At 61.5% G+C, this 17,273-nt stretch carries 15 protein-coding genes and 3 pseudogenes; 6 read left to right on the top strand and 12 right to left on the bottom strand.

The window, feature by feature from the left end; translation table 11 throughout:
- The first annotated feature begins 22 nt into the window (after positions 1-22).
- Both OVY48_RS18800 and OVY48_RS18805 read left to right on the top strand, forming a co-directional pair.
- Positions 23-526: a nuclear transport factor 2 family protein gene (locus tag OVY48_RS18800; RefSeq protein ID WP_313923971.1), complete on the top strand. Its 504-nt coding sequence runs from the start codon at positions 23-25 to the stop codon at positions 524-526.
- 192 nt (positions 527-718) lie between these two features.
- Positions 719-1,753, top strand: coding sequence for an IS110 family transposase (locus tag OVY48_RS18805; protein WP_107126479.1), 1,035 nt, complete (start codon positions 719-721; stop codon positions 1,751-1,753).
- Between the two features lie 261 nt (positions 1,754-2,014).
- On the opposite strand, the pseudogene OVY48_RS18810 reads toward OVY48_RS18805, so the two are convergent.
- Positions 2,015-3,118, bottom strand: a pseudogene (locus OVY48_RS18810) (IS256 family transposase); the annotation flags it as partial.
- A 483-nt stretch (positions 3,119-3,601) separates the two neighbouring features.
- Between OVY48_RS18810 and OVY48_RS18815 the strand changes: the two are divergent.
- From OVY48_RS18815 to OVY48_RS18830, 4 genes and pseudogenes are all read left to right on the top strand, one after another.
- Entirely contained in the window at positions 3,602-4,354 is a 753-nt protein-coding gene (locus tag OVY48_RS18815) for a 3-oxoacyl-ACP reductase family protein (RefSeq protein ID WP_313923972.1), read from the top strand.
- A 410-nt stretch (positions 4,355-4,764) separates the two neighbouring features.
- Positions 4,765-6,204: an IS1182 family transposase gene (locus OVY48_RS18820; RefSeq protein ID WP_313923973.1), complete on the top strand. Its 1,440-nt coding sequence runs from the start codon at positions 4,765-4,767 to the stop codon at positions 6,202-6,204.
- A gap of 182 nt (positions 6,205-6,386) precedes the next feature.
- Positions 6,387-6,536, top strand: a pseudogene (locus OVY48_RS18825) (ATP-binding protein); the annotation flags it as partial.
- 74 nt (positions 6,537-6,610) lie between these two features.
- Positions 6,611-7,222 carry a plasmid pRiA4b ORF-3 family protein gene (locus OVY48_RS18830; protein WP_313923974.1) on the top strand — a complete coding sequence of 204 codons (612 nt, stop codon included), beginning with the start codon at positions 6,611-6,613 and terminating at the stop codon, positions 7,220-7,222.
- On the opposite strand, the pseudogene OVY48_RS18835 reads toward OVY48_RS18830, so the two are convergent.
- From OVY48_RS18835 to OVY48_RS18890, 11 genes and pseudogenes are all read right to left on the bottom strand, one after another.
- Positions 7,187-7,752, bottom strand: a pseudogene (locus OVY48_RS18835) (nicotinate-nucleotide--dimethylbenzimidazole phosphoribosyltransferase). The gene OVY48_RS18830 and the pseudogene OVY48_RS18835 overlap by 36 nt on opposite strands.
- 29 nt (positions 7,753-7,781) lie before the next feature.
- Positions 7,782-7,964, bottom strand: coding sequence for a nicotinate-nucleotide--dimethylbenzimidazole phosphoribosyltransferase (locus OVY48_RS18845; protein WP_313923976.1), 183 nt, complete (start codon positions 7,962-7,964; stop codon positions 7,782-7,784).
- Positions 7,964-8,602 carry a 5,6-dimethylbenzimidazole synthase gene (gene bluB, locus OVY48_RS18850; protein ID WP_313923977.1) on the bottom strand — a complete coding sequence of 213 codons (639 nt, stop codon included), beginning with the start codon at positions 8,600-8,602 and terminating at the stop codon, positions 7,964-7,966. The genes OVY48_RS18845 and bluB overlap by 1 nt, the downstream gene beginning before the upstream one ends.
- Positions 8,595-10,055 carry a cobyric acid synthase gene (locus OVY48_RS18855; protein ID WP_313923978.1) on the bottom strand — a complete coding sequence of 487 codons (1,461 nt, stop codon included), beginning with the start codon at positions 10,053-10,055 and terminating at the stop codon, positions 8,595-8,597. The genes bluB and OVY48_RS18855 overlap by 8 nt, the downstream gene beginning before the upstream one ends.
- Positions 10,043-10,969 (bottom strand): adenosylcobinamide-phosphate synthase CbiB, encoded by a 927-nt coding sequence (cbiB, locus tag OVY48_RS18860; protein WP_313923979.1) that lies wholly within the window; start codon positions 10,967-10,969, stop codon positions 10,043-10,045. The genes OVY48_RS18855 and cbiB overlap by 13 nt, the downstream gene beginning before the upstream one ends.
- Before the next feature lie 3 nt (positions 10,970-10,972).
- Positions 10,973-11,749 (bottom strand): ABC transporter ATP-binding protein, encoded by a 777-nt coding sequence (locus OVY48_RS18865; RefSeq protein ID WP_313923980.1) that lies wholly within the window; start codon positions 11,747-11,749, stop codon positions 10,973-10,975.
- A complete protein-coding gene (locus OVY48_RS18870; RefSeq protein WP_313923981.1) occupies positions 11,746-12,717 on the bottom strand; it encodes an iron ABC transporter permease in 972 nt (323 codons plus the stop codon). Before OVY48_RS18870 ends, OVY48_RS18865 begins: the two co-directional genes overlap by 4 nt.
- Positions 12,714-13,574 (bottom strand): ABC transporter substrate-binding protein, encoded by an 861-nt coding sequence (locus OVY48_RS18875; protein ID WP_313923983.1) that lies wholly within the window; start codon positions 13,572-13,574, stop codon positions 12,714-12,716. Before OVY48_RS18875 ends, OVY48_RS18870 begins: the two co-directional genes overlap by 4 nt.
- Positions 13,571-14,182, bottom strand: a complete 612-nt coding sequence (cobO, locus tag OVY48_RS18880) for a cob(I)yrinic acid a,c-diamide adenosyltransferase (protein ID WP_313924846.1) — start codon at positions 14,180-14,182, stop codon at positions 13,571-13,573. Before cobO ends, OVY48_RS18875 begins: the two co-directional genes overlap by 4 nt.
- On the bottom strand, positions 14,179-15,234 hold the full coding sequence (locus OVY48_RS18885; RefSeq protein ID WP_313923984.1) for a threonine-phosphate decarboxylase: 1,056 nt from the start codon (positions 15,232-15,234) through the stop codon (positions 14,179-14,181). Before OVY48_RS18885 ends, cobO begins: the two co-directional genes overlap by 4 nt.
- Positions 15,234-17,174, bottom strand: a complete 1,941-nt coding sequence (locus OVY48_RS18890) for a TonB-dependent receptor domain-containing protein (protein WP_313923985.1) — start codon at positions 17,172-17,174, stop codon at positions 15,234-15,236. The genes OVY48_RS18885 and OVY48_RS18890 overlap by 1 nt, the downstream gene beginning before the upstream one ends.
- Positions 17,175-17,273 lie beyond the last annotated feature (99 nt).

A 17,273-nucleotide genomic window follows, 5' to 3' on the forward strand; every position in this document is an offset into this window, starting at 1 on the left:
ATATTATCGGAGGAGGATCGCTATGGACGATATGCAATTGGCGCAACTTGGCCGTGACGTCGCCTATCTCAAGGACAGGCTGGCTATCCAGGATCTGATTGCACGCCATGCGCGCGGCCATGACCGACATGATGTCGATCTGCTGACCAGCGCCTATCATGAGGATGGCGTCGATGAACATGGTCACGCCATCAATCCCGGCCCCCTCTATGCGCAGTGGTCGAACGCCGTCCATGCCGCCGGTTCGGATCAGCATCTCCATAACATCACGACCCATCTTTGCGAGATTGATGGCGATGTCGCACATTGTGAGAGCTATGTGATGGTGTCGCTGCTTGACCGTGGCGGGCAGACGGCGCGGATCATCAATGGCCGCTATATCGATCGGGTCGAGCGCCGCAATGGCGAATGGAAAATCGCGTTGCGCCGCTCAACTGTTGACACGCTGATCACTGGAGACGCTTCGATCCTCCAGCATCCCAGATTTGATCGTGTCCCACAGCGTGGTGTAGGTTCGCTGGGATAGCCACAGCGACCTCCGGCTAAGCCGGATTGATCATGCTGCCATGGCAGGCAACGTGATGATGGGATTATCGCTTAAACCTGAGACGCTCTCAAGTGTCATGTAGCGGCAGCGTTGGACGGCCCATTTGATGGCATGGACCACCCCCATGCAAACGATCATATTATATGGTGCCATTAAAGTGGAGGAAGCGCGATGTCAGTTGTTACGATTGGCCTTGATCTGGCCAAAACGGTTTTCCAAGTTCACGGTGTAGATGAGGCCGGCTTAACCGTGCTTCGCCGAAAGCTCTCTCGGGCCGATATGGCGGCCTTCTTCAAAAAGCAGCCGCCGTGCCTAGTCGGAATGGAAGCGTGTTCTAGCGCGCATCACTGGGCGCGCTTGCTTGTGGAGATCGGCCACACGGTCAAGCTCATTCCACCTCAGTACGTTAAGCCGTACGTGAAGCGGAACAAGACGGACGCCGCCGACGCGGAGGCCATATGCGAGGCCGTCGCCAAGCCGAACATGCGGTTTGTTCCTATCAAGACGAAGCAGCAACAGGCGGTTCTGGCTTTGCATCGTGTCCGCAGCCTGTTGGTCCGACAGCGAACGGCGACGATCAATGCACTGCGCGGACTGCTGGGCGAATACGGGCTTATCGCGGGCAAGGGCGTGCGACAGCTCGCGATATTGAGCGAGCGTCTTGCAACCTCGGACAAGACCGTCGTCCCGGACGAAGCGCGAGAAGCGTTGCGATGTCTTTTCCGGCACATCGACACATTAACCGATAAGCTTGGCGAGATGGAGAAGCGGATCGTCGCCTGGCACAAATCAAACCCGGACAGCCAGCGTCTGGCTACTGCTCCGGGCGTGGGCCCAATTACGGCGACAGCGATTGTGGCAGCCGTCGGCGATGGCAGTCAGTTCAAGTCTTCCCGTCATTTTGCAGCTTGGCTTGGCCTGACGCCACGGATTCGAGCGAGCGGGGGAAAAGAGAAGATTGGTCGGATCAGCAAAGGCGGCGATCGATATCTCCGAACGCTCTTGATCCATGGAGCTCGGGCCGTTGTAGGAACAACGTTCCGCAAGGACGTGACACCTCGGCCCTGGCTTAAAGCTTTGGTCGACAGGAGGCCCGTGAATGTAGCCTCAACAGCCGTCGCTCACAAGACGGCTCGCTCGATCTGGGCCATGTTGACCAGGAATGAGGTATACCGCCGTCCATCGCCTTTGCCGATGGCGGCCTAACCAGTTCGGCGCCGATGTGATGGTGCCGACTTGCGAGGGCAACGACAGAGTATGGCGAACCGGTATCACCGGGGATCGACAAAGGTCACTGAAATGATGCGAACCAATTTGAGTTCGTCCATTTGTCCGGCCGTCGATCCGCGGAAACCATAGGGGCCTGCGGCGTGTTATGCCGCACAACAAGGCCGGATACACGACCGCAAGATCCGAAATCGTCGAAATCTGTTGAAAAGCCTTGCAAGGTGGGGGTGGTCCATACACGTCGTTCTGTTCCAGAAGGATAGCGCCGACGAGACGGGTAATCGCCTCTTCGTTGGGGAAGATACCGACAACATCGGTGCGCCGCTTGATCTCGCCATTGAGCCGCTCGATCGGATTGTTGCTGTGCAACTTCGTGCGGTGTTGGGCTGGGAAGGTCATGTAGGCCAGCACATCCTCCTCGGCGCTGTCCATCAGAGTAGCGAGTTTTGGCACGGTAGGGCGCAATTGATCGGCGACGCTACGCCATTGGGCCTTTGCGGCCTCTGGAGTTTCCTGGGCGAAAGCGGTGGCGATGAATGCCGACACGACCCGGCGTCCACTCTTGCCGGCATGGGCCAGCGCATTGCGCATAAAATGAACCCGGCATCGCTGCCAGGTGGCGCTGAACACTTTGGCGACGGAGGCTTTTATGCCTTCATGGGAATCTGAGATCACCAGCTTCACGCCGCGCAGACCGCGACGAGCAAGGCTGCGTAGAAACTCGGTCCAGAAGACCTCCGCTTCGGAATGACCGATCGCCATGCCGAGCACTTCGCGCCGGCCATCGCTGTTAACGCCAACGGCAATGATGACCGCGACAGAGACGATGCGACCGGCTCGCCGCACTTTGATGTAGGTCGCGTCCATCCAGAGATAGGGCCAGTCGCCTTCGATCGGACGATCGAGAAAGGCCTTCACCCGCTCGTCGATCTCCACGCACAGTCGGCTGACCTGGCTCTTTGAGATCCCACTCATGCCCATGGCTTTGACCAGATCGTCCACAGAGCGGGTCGAGATCCCCTGGATATAAGCTTCCTGGATGACGGCCGTCAGTGCCTTCTCTGCCATACGGCGGGGCTCCAGAAACCCTGGAAAATATGTTCCCTTGCGCAGCTTGGGGATCCGCAGCTCGACCGTCCCTGCTCGCGTCTCCCAGTCCCGATCCCGATAGCCGTTGCGCTGCGCGAGGCGCTCAGGATCTTTTTCACCATAGGCAGCGCCGGTCGCACCGCCCACTTCCAGTTCCATCAGCCGCTGCGCGGCAAAGCCGATCATGTCGCGTAGAAAATCGCCGTCGGCTGTCTTCCCAACCAGAGCGTGCAGGTCCATCTTGTCATTGGTCATCGGAGGTCTCCGTAAGTTGAGCTTCGCAACCCAAACTTATCCGAAGTTCGCCGGTGACCACCCGCGAAACTGACCGGCCGCTACAGCGCTTTATCGATGAGCGCGCGTCCGGTCAGCTTCGCTACCCTCAAAACCTACACCACCTCCTGGGACACGACCCCAGATTTGTTGAACAGGGCTATGCGAAAGGTATGCGCGACAAAAGCGACGTCTCTTATCAAAGGCCAATATCGCTGGATACGCCTGTTACCACATGGTGACGCAGTTCTCTCAAAACGCCATTTCCGCGATGTATTCGCGTATTTTCTCGGCCAGAACTGATCGCATGTAGGCAGATAGACGACGTACTGCCGTTGGCATTGGACCGCACGAAGGCTTCGCCTTTACGATTTCGGCTCGTCTTACTTGATAGCCGAAAGCCCCAATCTGATTGCCGCTCAAAACACAGGTCTGCGGGAATCGATCAACATAAAGGATTTGGCGATGACACGCTCTCTTAATAGCAAGGTCGCGGTAGTGACAGGTGCGGGATCGGGCATCGGCCGCGCTATCGCGATCCGCTTGGCCGAAGATACAGCGAAAATAGCGATATGGGACATTAATGCGCAAGGAGCAGCCGAAACCGGCAGACTGATAAAGGCGGCGGGCGGCACTGCCATCGCCATTGGTGTCGATTGTTCCGACAAGGCGGCTATCCACACAGCAGCCGAGGAAACCCGCGCGCAGCTGGGGCCAGTTGCAATTCTCGTAAACAATGCCGGGATAGCCCCCTTCACGCCGTTCATGGAGATTGAGGACGACCTGTTCGACAAGGTCATCTGTGTCAATTTGCGTGGCTCTTATTTGGTGACCAAAGAAGTGCTGCCCGACATGCTAAGCGCCGAATGGGGTCGTGTGATCAACATCACCTCCTCCTCGGTCCAGTCTGGTTCCTTCGCGCAGGTCCATTATGTCTCTTCCAAGGGTGGCTTGATGGGCATGACCAAGGCACTAGCTCTGGAATTTGCCGCCAGCGGCGTGACGTTCAACATGGTGCCGCCCGGCTTTATCGACACGCCGATGATGCGCGCGGCACCGATCGATGTGGAAGCCTTCGCCAAGACATTGCCGATGAAACGCGTCGGCAAACCGGAAGATATTGCCGCCGCCTGCGCCTATTTGGCTTCGGAGGAAGCCAGCTACATCACCGGCCAGACGATCAGCACCAATGGCGGCCGTTATATGGGGTCGCATTAGCAGTCTGAACCGCCCCGGGTCAGTTGGAAGCGTTGGCTGTGAATCCCGCTGGCATATCGATATCCTACGCGGCAGCATGATATTGTTTTTCGGCATCGGCAGGGGGATATTGGCGGCGGGCTCAACCAGTCGGCAATGGTTGAACCAGTAGACACAGTCGAGGCTTGCTTATTCCACATCTTCGAAGAATCGCCACGGACCAGGGCGGTGGATTCTCGAACGACAACAACGTGCTTCTGCAAATAGTGGGCCTCAGGATGACGTCTTTATCTACAGAAGGAGCGACGACCGGAAAAGCGGACCGTCGGCAACTGAGGATCGAAAATCGTATGCTGAGTGTCTGATATGGGTCCAGCCTGTGTGAAAAGGCGACAATTATGGTATGCTGCTCTGACGGTTTGGAGGGTCATATGGGTCGCTTCATTGCTGGCGCTGATCGCAGCCAGACGACATTATTCCCATCGTGTGTAGATGACTGGATCGGGGCGGATAATCCGGTTCGCGTGGTCGATGCATTTGTTGATGCGCTGGATCTTGGAGAGCTTGGCTTTGACGGCGTGGAGCCTGCGGCGACGGGGCGTCCATCCTATCATCCCTCGGTGCTGCTCAAGCTGTACATTTACGGATATCTGAACCGGGTGCAGTCGAGCCGTCGCCTGGAGCGTGAGGCCGATCGCAACGTCGAACTTATGTGGTTGGTTGGTCGGCTGGTGCCAGATCACAAGACGATCGCGGACTTCCGTCGTGACAATGGCGCTGCGATCCAAGGGGTTTGCAGCCGCTTCGTCCTTCTGTGCCGCCAGATGGGCCTTCTGGCCGGCGGGAGCGTCGCCATCGACGGCAGTAAGTTTAAGGCGGTAAACAACCGCGATCGCAACTTCACCAAGGCCAAGCTGGAGCGCCGACGGCAGCAGATCGAGGAGAGCGTTGCACGGTATCTCTCGCAGCTCGATACCGCCGACCGTCAGGAACCGACCGAGATACTGGCCGCCAAAACGGAAAGGCTCAAGGAGAAGGTCGCCAGGCTTGAGCAAGAGATGCGGCGCCTTGACGGGTTGGAAGCTCAGATGCTGGCACAACCGGACCAACAAATCTCGCTGACCGATCCGGATGCACGCTCCATGGCGACCAGCGGCCGGGGGACCGGGATGGTCGGCTACAATGTCCAGATCGCGGTCGATACAGAGCATCATCTGATCGTCACCCACGAGGTGACGAACATTGGTAGCGACCGTGCCCAAATCAGCGGTATGGCAATGAAGGCAAAAGCGGTGCTGGAAACAGACCGGCTCGATGTGGTTGCTGATAGAGGTTACTTCTCAGGCGAGGAAATCCTGGCAAGCGAACAGGTCGGCGTGACGGTGACCATGCCTAAACCTATGACCTCAAGAGCAAAGACGGCCGGTCGGTTCGGCAAGGAAGACTTCGTCTACATGCCCGAGCAGGACGCGTATCGCTGCCCGGCCGGTGAGCAGTTGAAGAATCGGTTCCAGACAGTGGAAAGGGGCATGACGCTCAATCGATACTGGACCAGCTCTTGCCCTAGTTGCCCCATCAAGGCCCAATGCACGACCTCCAAGGAACGCCGCGTCACCCGGTGGGAGCATGAGGACGTAATCGAAGCCATGCAGAAAAGGCTGGATGCGAACCCTGATGCGATGCGGATACGAAGGCAAACGGTTGAACATCCCTTCGCCACTCTCAAGGCGCGAATGGGCTACACACACTTCCTCATGAAGACCAAGCCCAGGGTCTCAACCGAAATGGCGCTGCATGTACTGGCCTACAACCTGACCAGGGTCCTCAATATCGGGGGTAGCAAGGCAATCCTCAAAGCCATCGCAACCTGAAGGATATTGCGCCAGAATCTGCCCGCTATCTACGTGACATCGCCTTCCAGCAGCTACATCTGCAGCGTTTTCACACAGGCTGGGTCGGCTGCCGCCGGAATGCCAAGGGGTACACACCTCGACGGCGAAAATTGGTCGCTGAGTGACCATTAGGGTCGCTTTGGGCTCAAACGGGCGCTGAAACGCTAACTGAATGGGGACAGATTTTTCCAAACGCCGCCATGACGATCGCTGCTGTCGACCGCCTCGTCCATTATGCCACCATCCTCGAGTTCAACGCCGAGAGCTATTGCCGCCGGACCGCCGCCAAAAACGCCGAGCTCATACCGTAATTGTCGCGGATTATGTCGCAGGGTAAGTGTCGTCGACAGTTGCCGTCGCGCCAGCATCGCGTCATGCTATTCTCATGTTCGAACCCAACGACATCATCATCCAAGCCGATATCCATATAGTCGATATCCAGCCTGTCATCAGCCGCCGGTTCGAGCTCCCTGGCACCCTCAACCTGGCTCAACTCCATGAGGTAATACAGGCCTCATTCGAATGGACAGACAGCCACCTTCATCAGTTTGATATCGGTGGCCTGACCTACGGTGCACCCGAGTTCGATGAAGGTGATTGGTCCGATCGGCGTACCTTTGAAGCGAGCGATGTACGTCTGTGCGATTTCGCCGCTTATGGCCCCGCGCCGATAATCATCTTCTACGAATATGATTTCGGAGACAGCTGGGTGCACGCCGTCGAACTAACCCGCAAAACCAAGGAACCAGGCGTCAAATACCCGCGCTGTGTCGCTGGATCCCGCCGCGCTCCGCCCGAAGACGTTGGAGGGCCTTCGGGCTATTTCGACTTCCTCGAAGCCTGGCACGATTCGCGCCATGACGAGCATAAAGATATGCGCCGATGGGCCGGGCGGTCTTTCCACCCTGAACGCTTCGACCTCGACGCCAACAACAAGGCCATCACCAAGGCAATCCGACGCTCAAAAGGTAGCTATCGCTTCCGCTTCGAACCCTGAATTTCCGGGCATCTCATTTGTCGTCAACCGGATATCGAATTTGTCGTTGCACAGACAATCCCGCACCCGGCGATTGCAGTCCAGCTTGGCCTTGTCGTTTCGGCCGCCGAGCCGGTCAACGGCAGCGGTAACGATGTCGCGCTTGATGCCGCGCATCGCCGCATCCGCGCCGGCGCCGCTGGCTGTCGCGGTATCCGCGTCGATGCCCGCCAGAAGGTGCGTCAGGCAGGCGGCGGCGGCGGTGTTGCCAATGCCCGTCTCGCCTGCGATCAGCAGCCGATGACCAGCATCAATGGCGACCTGCGCTTCTGCTGCGCCTAGCGCCAGGCCATGTCGAACTGCTCCACAGTCATCGCCGGAGCCTGTCTGAGGTCCGCCGTCCCGGGGGCAACGGGTTGCGCAACGAAATGACCGGGCCAGGGCTTGCGCGGGGACTGGATCATCCCCGCATCGACCATCCGCACATCGACGTCGTGCGCGTTGGCCAGCGCGGTACTGCTCGCCTTGCCACTCAGGATCAGCTCGACCATCGCCGTTGGCACCGACGAGGGCCGGGGCGTCACCCCTTGAGCAATGTTCCGTGGTCGGTAGCAAACAGGATAACGCGGCGTGGCCGGGTGGCCGGGGTAAGCGACTGGCCTGCCACCGCCAGTTTCACCGCCCGCGCTTCCAATTGCCCGAGGCTTCCCATCGGCTTGGCCAAGGCATCGAGCTTAGCCTGAACGTCACAGCGAGTGATCATCAGCGTTCCAGCCGTGTTGTTGCCGGAGGTAACCGGTCCTGCCAGCCATGCCGAACCAGTTCCGGCGTGTCGGTCTCGCGCTCTGGATAGCCCAGGCAAAGCAGCGCGATAAAGCGCCAGTGTTCGGGCACATCCAGGAGTGCGTTGATGCTGTGCGGATCGACGATCGACACCCACCCCAGGCCAATTCCGTTCGCGCGGGCAGCCAGCCATACGGTGTGCACCGCCGTCACCACCGACCAGCACAAAGTCTCGGGCATCGTAACGCGGCCAAGCCCCTGGCCAGCTTCGCCCTGCTCATCGCAGAACACCGCGACGATTTCGGGCGCTTCGCGCAGGCCGTGGAGTTTCAGGCCCTCGTACAGCGCCTTGCGCTCCCCCGAATACTGCTCGCCTGCAGCGCGTTTGTGCGCATCGACCTGAACGGCCAGCGCCTCGCGCCGCCCGGGCGAGAGGATGCGCACAAATCGCCAGGGCTGGGCATTGCCCACCGACGGGCCGCGGCATGCGGCTTCGATCAGCGTGTCGAGCGATCCTTCAGGCAAGGCGCGTGTCTGAAAGTGCCGCACATCCCGCCGCCATGCCAGCAGGTTGTCCAGTTGGTCGCGGAAGGCGGGCCCGAAAGTCGGCTCAGTCATGGCTATGCCGCGCAATGGCAAGCAAGCGGTCAATATCGACATAGTCTTCGAGCGAGGCGGCCAGCGCATCGAGCGCCTGATCGACGCGATGGTCCTGCGCGACGCCATCGCCCTGCGCGCCTAGCCGAGCGAGCCACGCACCGCGCTGGGCAGGGTGATCGAACAGCCGGTGGATATAGCATCCGGCGATCCGCCCGTCGGGGCTGACCGCGCCATCATGTTCTCCGCTGTCCAACCGCAGCAACGGCTGAACCTGAGGGAGCGCGCGGGTTTGGCCGACATGGATTTCATAGCCTGTAAACGGCTGATCATCGCGCAGGCTGGTGCCGGTCACATCGACCACGCGCTTGTCCGCGGTCAGCCGGGTGGTGACGGGCAGATAGCCCAATCCCGCCACGGTTTCCGGCGCGCCTTCCACGCCATCGGGGTCTTCGATCGCCTGTCCCAGCATCTGGTACCCGCCGCAGATGCCCAGCAGCGCACCTCCGCGCCGGACATGCGCGGCGATATCGATATCCCAGCCCTGCGCGCGCAGGAATGCAAGGTCGGCGATCGTCGCCTTGGTCCCCGGCAAAATGATCAGCGCCGCATCGCCGGGCAGGGGCTGGCCCGGCGCCACCATCGTCAGCCGCACGCCCGGTTCGTGCGCTAGCGGATCGAAATCATCGAAATTGGCTATCCGTGACAGCATTGGTACTGCAATGGTGATCGCGCCATCGCGGGCGGCTGCCGCATCCAGTACCACCGCGTCTTCGGCCGGCAGCTGCCGGGCGGCCGCGAGCCATGGGATGACGCCAAGTCCTGACCAGCCGGTGCGCTGTTCGATCTGCGCATAACCATCGTCGAACAGCCGCACATCACCGCGAAACTTGTTGATCACAAACCCGTGGATCATCGCGGCGTCGGCCTCGTCGATCACCGCCTTGGTGCCGACGATTGATGCGATCACGCCGCCCCGGTCGATATCGCCGACGAGCACCACCGGAACCCCTGCCGCGCGGGCAAAGCCCATATTGGCGATGTCGCCGGCGCGCAGGTTGATCTCGGCCGGGCTGCCTGCACCTTCGACGATGACCATATCCGCTCCAGCGCGCAGCCGGTCCCAGGATTGCATCACCGCCGACAGCAGCTCGCCCTTGCGGTGCTGATAATCCGCTGCGCCCAGTGTGCCAATGACCATACCGTGCACCACCACCTGCGCGCCGGTGTCTGACTGCGGCTTGATCAGCACCGGGTTCATGTCGATGCTGGGTACGGCGCGGCACGCCATGGCTTGTAAGGCCTGCGCCCGGCCGATCTCGCCGCAGTGCGCCACCGCCGCGTTGTTCGACATATTCTGCGGCTTGAACGGAACGACCTTCAGCCCGCGATTGGTGAGCAACCGGCACAGGCCCGCGACCAGCACCGATTTGCCGACGTCCGAGCCTGTTCCCTGCAACATCACAGCAGCCATGCAAGCGCTCCTAAACTGGCCCACATCAAAAGGCACGCCCGGCGATAGACCCACAACGCGCGCTGCAGATCGGCAGCATGAGGCGCAGAACCATCGCCCAGCCAGGCGCGGGGAGCCGGTTCGCCGTCATAGCACACTGGCCCACCCAGTTTGCGCCGTAAAACGCCCGCCATCGCCGCCTCCGGCCAGCCGCCATTGGGTGAAGCATGAAACGGGGCATCGCGCAGCATGATGCGCCAACCGCCCCATCCTGCAAGGCAAATGAGCAGCCCGGATATCCGCGCTGGAATGAAGTTCACGACGTCATCGGTGCGCGCAGCTGCCCAGCCGAAATGGAGATAATGCGTATCGCGGTGCCCGATCATCGAATCAGCGGTGTTCACGGCCTTGCAGATCATCAGGCCCGGTAGCCCGGCGACAAGAAACCAGAATGCGGGCGCGACCACGCCATCGCAAAAGCTTTCCGCCAGACTCTCAGTGGCGGCAACCGCGATGTCGCTTTCATCCAGCCCGCGGGTATCGCGGCCCACGATCCGGGCGACCGCGATGCGCGCCGCCCCCACGTCTCCCTGCATCAGGGGCCGGGAGACGGCACGGACATGATCGTCGAGGCTGCGCTGCGCCATGCCCGTGGTTGCGACCGCGATAATAAGCACCAGCGCGATACTGCCTGACGCCCAATATTCGATCAGCCAAGCGGCCGTGCCGACACCGCCTGCGACCACCATCAGCAGCGTCAACCCCATCGCCCGGCGGCGCAGCACGCTACCCGCGTTCCATCGCTGTTCCAGCTTAGCGATAGCGGCACCGATCCACATCACCGGATGGCCGATCACCGCCAACATAACAGCGGGGTAACCGATCGCAGCCTCCCCGATCAGGGCCAGCAGCAATTGATCGGGCCGCGCGAGCATATCCTAACGTGCCATCGGAGTGGTCACGATGAACCGCAGGCCGTCCGGGGTCGTGCCGATATGCGAGGATACTCCATAGGTCGTTGCGATACTCTGCGGAGTCAGCACGTCTTCGAGCGCACCCTGCGCGACGATGCGGCCATCGCACATCAGCAGCACCTCGTCTGCCACCCGGATCGCGTGGTTGAGGTCGTGCAGCACGACGATCACCCCCGCGCCGCTGCGAGCGACATCGCGCAGGCACTCAAGTGTATCGAGCTGGTGCGCAGGATCGAGATTGGCCAGCGGTTCATCGGCCAGCAGCCATTGCGGTTCGCCCGCCAGCACGCGCGCCAGCAATACGCGGGCGCGCTCGCCCCCCGACAGGGCGGTCATCGGACGGGCAGCAAACTGTGCGACATCGGTCGCGGCCATGGCGCTTGCCACAGCGATGCGATCCGCCTGGGTCTCGCCCCATCGAGTTCGGTGCGGATAGCGTCCCAGCGCCACAAGTGTTGCGACATCCACATCCCAATGGACATCGGCTCCCTGCGGCAGCAGGCCGATCTGCCTGGCCAGATCGCGCAGACCCAGCGTGGCGCGCGGACGACCACCGACCATTACATGGCCCTCATCGGGCGTGTGCAGACCGGCAAGGCACGAAAGCAAAGTGGATTTGCCCGCACCATTCGGCCCCAGCACCGCCGTCACCTGTCCGGGCGTAAACGTAGCGCTGACTGCATCGAGCACGGTGCGCCCGCTCAGCCTGAGCGAAATACCTTCGGCTTTCAGCACGCTCATGCCAGCCCTCGGCGCATGCGCAGCAGAAGGAACAGGAAGAACGGCCCGCCCAGCATCGACATCGCAATCCCCAACCGCAATTCGCTGACCGTCGGCATAGCGCGTACCAAACAGTCTGCCACCAGCAACAGCAAGGCGCCCGCCAGTGCGGACGGCAGCAGCACCGCCGAGGGCCGGTTGCCTACAAAGGGCCGGACGAGATGCGGCACGATCAGGCCGATAAAGCCGATGATGCCTGCCGTCGCCACAGATGCGCCGACACACAGGGCCACGCCGATGACGATCAGCAACTGCAACCGCAGCGGGTCGACGCCCATCGACCGGGCAGCGGATTCGCCCAGCGTCAGTGCGTCAAGCGTGCGTCCCGTGAAGGCCAGCAGCACGCACCCCAGCGCCAGCAGCGGCAGCGCCAGCGTCACATCGTCCCAGCTGCGGTCGGTAAGCGCGCCCATCAGCCAGGTAACGATTTGCGATGTCGCAAACGGCGTGGGTGCGAGGCTGATCGCCAGCGCGGTCATCGATCCCGCCACACTGGAAAGGATGACGCCTGCGAGCGTGAACAGGATGACGCTGCCCGACCGGCCCACCAGCAGTGCCAGGATGGTCATGGTCACCGCCGCTCCGGTCAACGCAAAAGCAGGCAGCAGCCAGGGTGCGGCAGCATAACCGAAATACAACGAGATCACCGCGCCCAGCGCCGCGCCCGACGACACGCCGAACAATCCGGGATCGGCCAACGGATTGCGCAGATAGCCCTGCATCGCCGCACCCGAAAGGCCAAGCGCCGCACCGACCATCGCCGCCAGCACCGTGCGCGGCAGACGAAGCTCGGCAATGATCGGCCAGCGCGGATCGCCCACAGACCAGGCATCCAGCGGGATCCACACCTTGCCTGCCAGCAGTGACAGCACAAAGGCGGCAGCGATGCCCGCAAGCAACGCAAGATTGAGGTTCAGCGCGCGGTTCACAGTGTCCCCCTTATGCTGGCCAGATGTGCGACCGCATCGATGATCGTAGGCCCGCCGCAATGCAGCAGCCGCTCAGGGTAACGGCGCACCGCGATCTTCCGGGTCAGCCCCGCCAGCACCGGATGGCCGAGCATCCGGTCGCTGCGGTCCTGTGCGCCAACCGACAGAAGTACGCGCGGCGGACGCGCAACGAGATGCTCAAGCGGCAGCACATCCCAGCGTTTCAGGCCATAATTCGCGCTCATGTTGCGATAGCCAGTCACGCGGAGCAACTCGCTGGCGAGCGTGCCTTCGCCGGGCACCAGTCCGCTCCCTTGCCAGATCAGCGCGCCGGGGGCTGTGCTGCGGGCCGCGTCGCTTGCGGGCGTTGCCGCGCGCACTGCGTTGTCGATCCGGGACACGAGCGCCTCGCCGCGTGCGGGCTGGTTGATGGCGGCTGCAATCGTGCGAACCTGTGCGATGCTTTCGGCAACGCTCTCGGGCACACTGATCTGGACCAGCGGAATACGCATGCGGTGCAATGCGGATATCGTCGAAGGGGCGACATGGGCACCGGCGATCACGAGGTCAGGCGCCAGCGCGACGACCTCCTCGGCTGTTCCAGATGTCGCTGCAAAGCGCCGCGCCTGATCGAGGGGGATCGAGGTCGCGCGCTCGTCCTGCGAATAATGGCTGATCGCTGCAATCTGCTGCGGTTGGGCAATCTGCATCAGCACCGCATCGACGCACGGGTTGATCGATGCAACGCGGGGCAGGGCCGATGGCTCGGACGACGGGCGCTCCACCAATCGGTCAGCGGCCTGCGATGAGCAGCCCGCGACCAAAAGGCCAAGGGCAAAGGCGGCAGCGCGGATCAATACTCGACGCCCTTCTGCGCCTTGAACCCGGCCTTGAATGGATGCTTCACTTCTTCGAACTCGGTAACCAGATCGGCTATCTCGATCAGCTCTGGCTTGGCGTTCCGTCCGGTGATGCAGATGTGCTTGGTCAGCGGGCGGTCCTTCAGAAAGGCAACGATCTCGTCGATCGGCAGAATATCCTGCCGCAGGGCGATGTTGAGTTCATCCAGGATGATGAAATCATAGGCAGGGTCAAGAATGAGCGCCTTCGACCGCTCCCACGCAGCACGCGCTGCTTCGATGTCACGGGCTCGGTCTTGCGTGTCCCAGGTAAAGCCTTCACCCATCACCTCAAATGTCAGCAAATCGGGATTGGCATGAAAGAAGTTCTTCTCGCCCGTCTCCCACGCACCTTTGACATACTGGACGATACCGACCTTCATTCCCCAGCCCAGCGAGCGGATGGCCATGCCGAAGGCGGAAGACGATTTGCCCTTGCCGCTGCCGGTGTGGACGATCAGCAATCCGCGCTCGAGCGTGCGGCGTGCCTGCATCCGCTCGCGTGCGACCTGTACCCGCTTCATGCGGGCGTTGTGGCGGGCAAAGTCTTCTGGCGTCTCGGTCATTGCGTGCTCCCTGTGGTCTTCCAAGCGGCATTCCATGTGGCCAGCGCATCATCCAGCCTGGTCCAGTCGCTGTCTTCGCGCGGCAATCCGATCCGCAGCCAGCCCGGCGCATAATCAAACGGGCGAGTCAGAATGCCAGCCAGCGCCAGATGCACGAACAGCGCGTCGCGGCGCTCCGCTGAAATCAGAATGAAGAAGGCGGTGCGGCCGACGATCTCGATGCCATGGTCGCAAAGCATCTGCGCGAGACGCTGCGATGCTTCGTGCAGTCGCGCCCGTTGTTCCCTATGCCAAGCCGTATCGCTGCAGGCGGCAAGGCCCGTCGCCAGAGCCGGGCCGGATATCGGCCAGTAGCCGATCAGTGTGCGCAGCCGTTCGCCAATTTGCGGCGGTGCGATAACAAAGCCCAATCGCAATCCGGCCAGCCCGAAGAACTTGCCGAAAGATCGCAGCACGATCAGTCCCGGCCAATCGCAGCTGGCCAGGCTGTCGTGCGGGTCGGCATCAGCAAACGCCTCATCGACGATCAGATATCCGCCACGCTCCGCCAACAGCGCCGCCGCTGAGTGCATCTGCGTGGAATCGGCAACCAGTCCATCGGGATTGTTGGGCCGGGCGAGCACTAGCGCATCGTGCGTCTTCGCCATTGCCAGCAGCGCATCGGCGGTGCACTCGGTGGCAGCGCTTTCGCCCCACATTGTCAGATGACCGGAATAGCCGGGGCGCACCACAGCGGCTGACCTGTTGCCCAGATGTCCGCCCAGCATCGCGCCCAGCAACCGCAGCGCCAGATCGCTACCCGGCACCGCCACCAAGCGCGTCGCATCGACACCGAAGAATGCGGCAGCGGCAGTTTCCAACGCAGATAAGTCAAGCGGATCGGGCAGGCGCTCTGCGGCGCCCGCAACATGTCCAACCGGATAGGGCCAGGGCGCAATGCCGGTGGACAGATCGGTCCACCGGGCAACCTGCGGAAACGCAGCGCGCGCAATATCGATACGTCCGCCGTGTCGGGCGAAATCATTGATCAAGGCGCGCGCTGCGGCCTTCATCAGTAGCGCATCCGCACACCGGCATAGCCCGCCCGGTCCGGCGAGCCATAACGGAACACCGTCTCGTAACGTTCGTCGAAGAGGTTTTCGACCCGGGCATAGATGTCGATCCGGTCGGTCAGCGGGAACGAGGCGCGCAGGTCCGCCAGCACATAGCCTTCAACCTTGCGGCTGTTGTTGGCATTGTCGAAGTTCGACCCGACATGCGTGAGCGTGACGCCGGTCTCCAACCCGAAACCCCAGCGATAGTCGATCAGCGCGGTGACGCTGTGCTGCGGCCGCCGTACCAGTTGCCGCCCGAAGTTGACATTGCCAGGCGACCGGTTGGTGGCATCTGTATAGGTATAGTTCGCCTGCAGCCGCAGCGCATCGACCGGCTGCATCGTCAGGCCGATTTCAACGCCTTTAGCCCGCGCCTTCGAGACGTTGTCATACGTGCCCGAAGGCCGTCCAGCGCAGATGCCTGTGCGTGGCAGCGGGCAGGATATGAAGATGATGAGATCGTCTGAGTCGCGCCGGAAGAAGGTGGCACTGGCCTGCAACCGCCCGTTGACGAGATTCTGGGTGACCCCGGCGTCCCAGCCCTTCGAGCTTTCCGGCTGGAGCAGCTGATTGCCGAAGTCGCTTTGCAGCTGGAACAGCGACGGTGCCTTGAACCCCTCGGCATAGCTGGCGCGCACTGTCGTGCCGGTCTGGCTCACCGTGTAAACGCCGCTCGCCCCAAAGGTGGTGGCTCCGCCAAAGCGGTTGTGGTCATCATGCCGAACGCCGCCGGTCAGGGTCAGGCCCGTCACCGGTGTCGCCACGATCTGCCCGTAAACGCTGTCGATCCGGGCCCGTCCGATGGAAGGACGCGCACCAAAACTGCTGCTGGAAAAGCGCGATGTCTCGCGTTCCAGTCCACCCGTCAGCTGCCAGCCTTCTGCGATATCGAACATGCCCTGATATTCGATACGTTCGTTGCGGCCATTGCCGACAAAGGTCTCGGCAGGCAGGCCGACAAGGCTGAAGTTGCGGCGACGGGTGTCGGTGTACGCATAGCCCAGCCGGTTACGGAAGCGACCGTCGAACAGCGTGGCGTTAACTCCGGTATAGCCGACGATTTCGCGGGTGCGCGATTCCTCGTTCACATCACCAAAGGCAAAGGTTGGTGGAGGGAAGCCATCGATATTCACCCGGCCTTCCGAATACCAGCCGCGCGCATCGAGCGACAACCAGTCGCTCAGCGCCAGATTGAAACTACCGTTGGCACCGTAATTTTCATAGCCATCCTTTTCGATGCCGCCGCGCGCTTCGCTGAATGAGGAGATGCCATCGGTGCGGAAGTATCCTGCGCCCACGCTGGCCGAAAACGGACCGGCTTTTCCGGCAATGTTGCCAACCAGCTGTCCAGTATCGCGATAGCCATATTCGCCGCGTACGTTGACTGTCAGGGCGTCCGTCGGCTGGCGAGTGATCATGTTGATAACCCCGCCGATCGCTTGGCTGCCCCAAAGCACCGACGATGGTCCGCGCAAAACCTCAATTCGCTCGATGTTGCCGATCAGCAGATTGCCGAAGTTGAAGCCGCCCCCCGGCGACGAAGGGTCGTTGAGCTTGATGCCATCGACCAGCGCCACGGTCTGATCGCTCTCTGCACCGCGAATGAACACCGATGTGGATGTCCCGACGCCGCCGTTGCGCGTGATGCTGACACCCGGCACGGTTCGCAGGATATCGGCGACGGTTTGGGTCTGCCGCCGCTCGATTTCGGCCGAATCGATCACCGTGATGGATTGGCCGACCCTTTCGACGGGCTGGGCGCTGCGGTTGGCGGTGACGACGATGACCGGTTCGTGCGGCGACATGGTGCGGACATCATCCTGCGCGTGCGCAATGAAGGTGCCGCAAAGCCCGAGAGCTGCGGTGGAAACGGTCACTTTTAAGAACAGATTTTGCATGTGTATCCCCTGTCAAACAACAAGGGGTTGCTCGCACCAATGGCACGACAGAGCGTTCGCTGGCTTGTCACCCGCGCGCGCCACCCCAATCGATGTCGT

It is taken from the genome of Sphingobium sp. SA2 (assembly GCF_032227065.1).
Classification (GTDB): Bacteria; Pseudomonadota; Alphaproteobacteria; order Sphingomonadales; family Sphingomonadaceae; genus Sphingobium.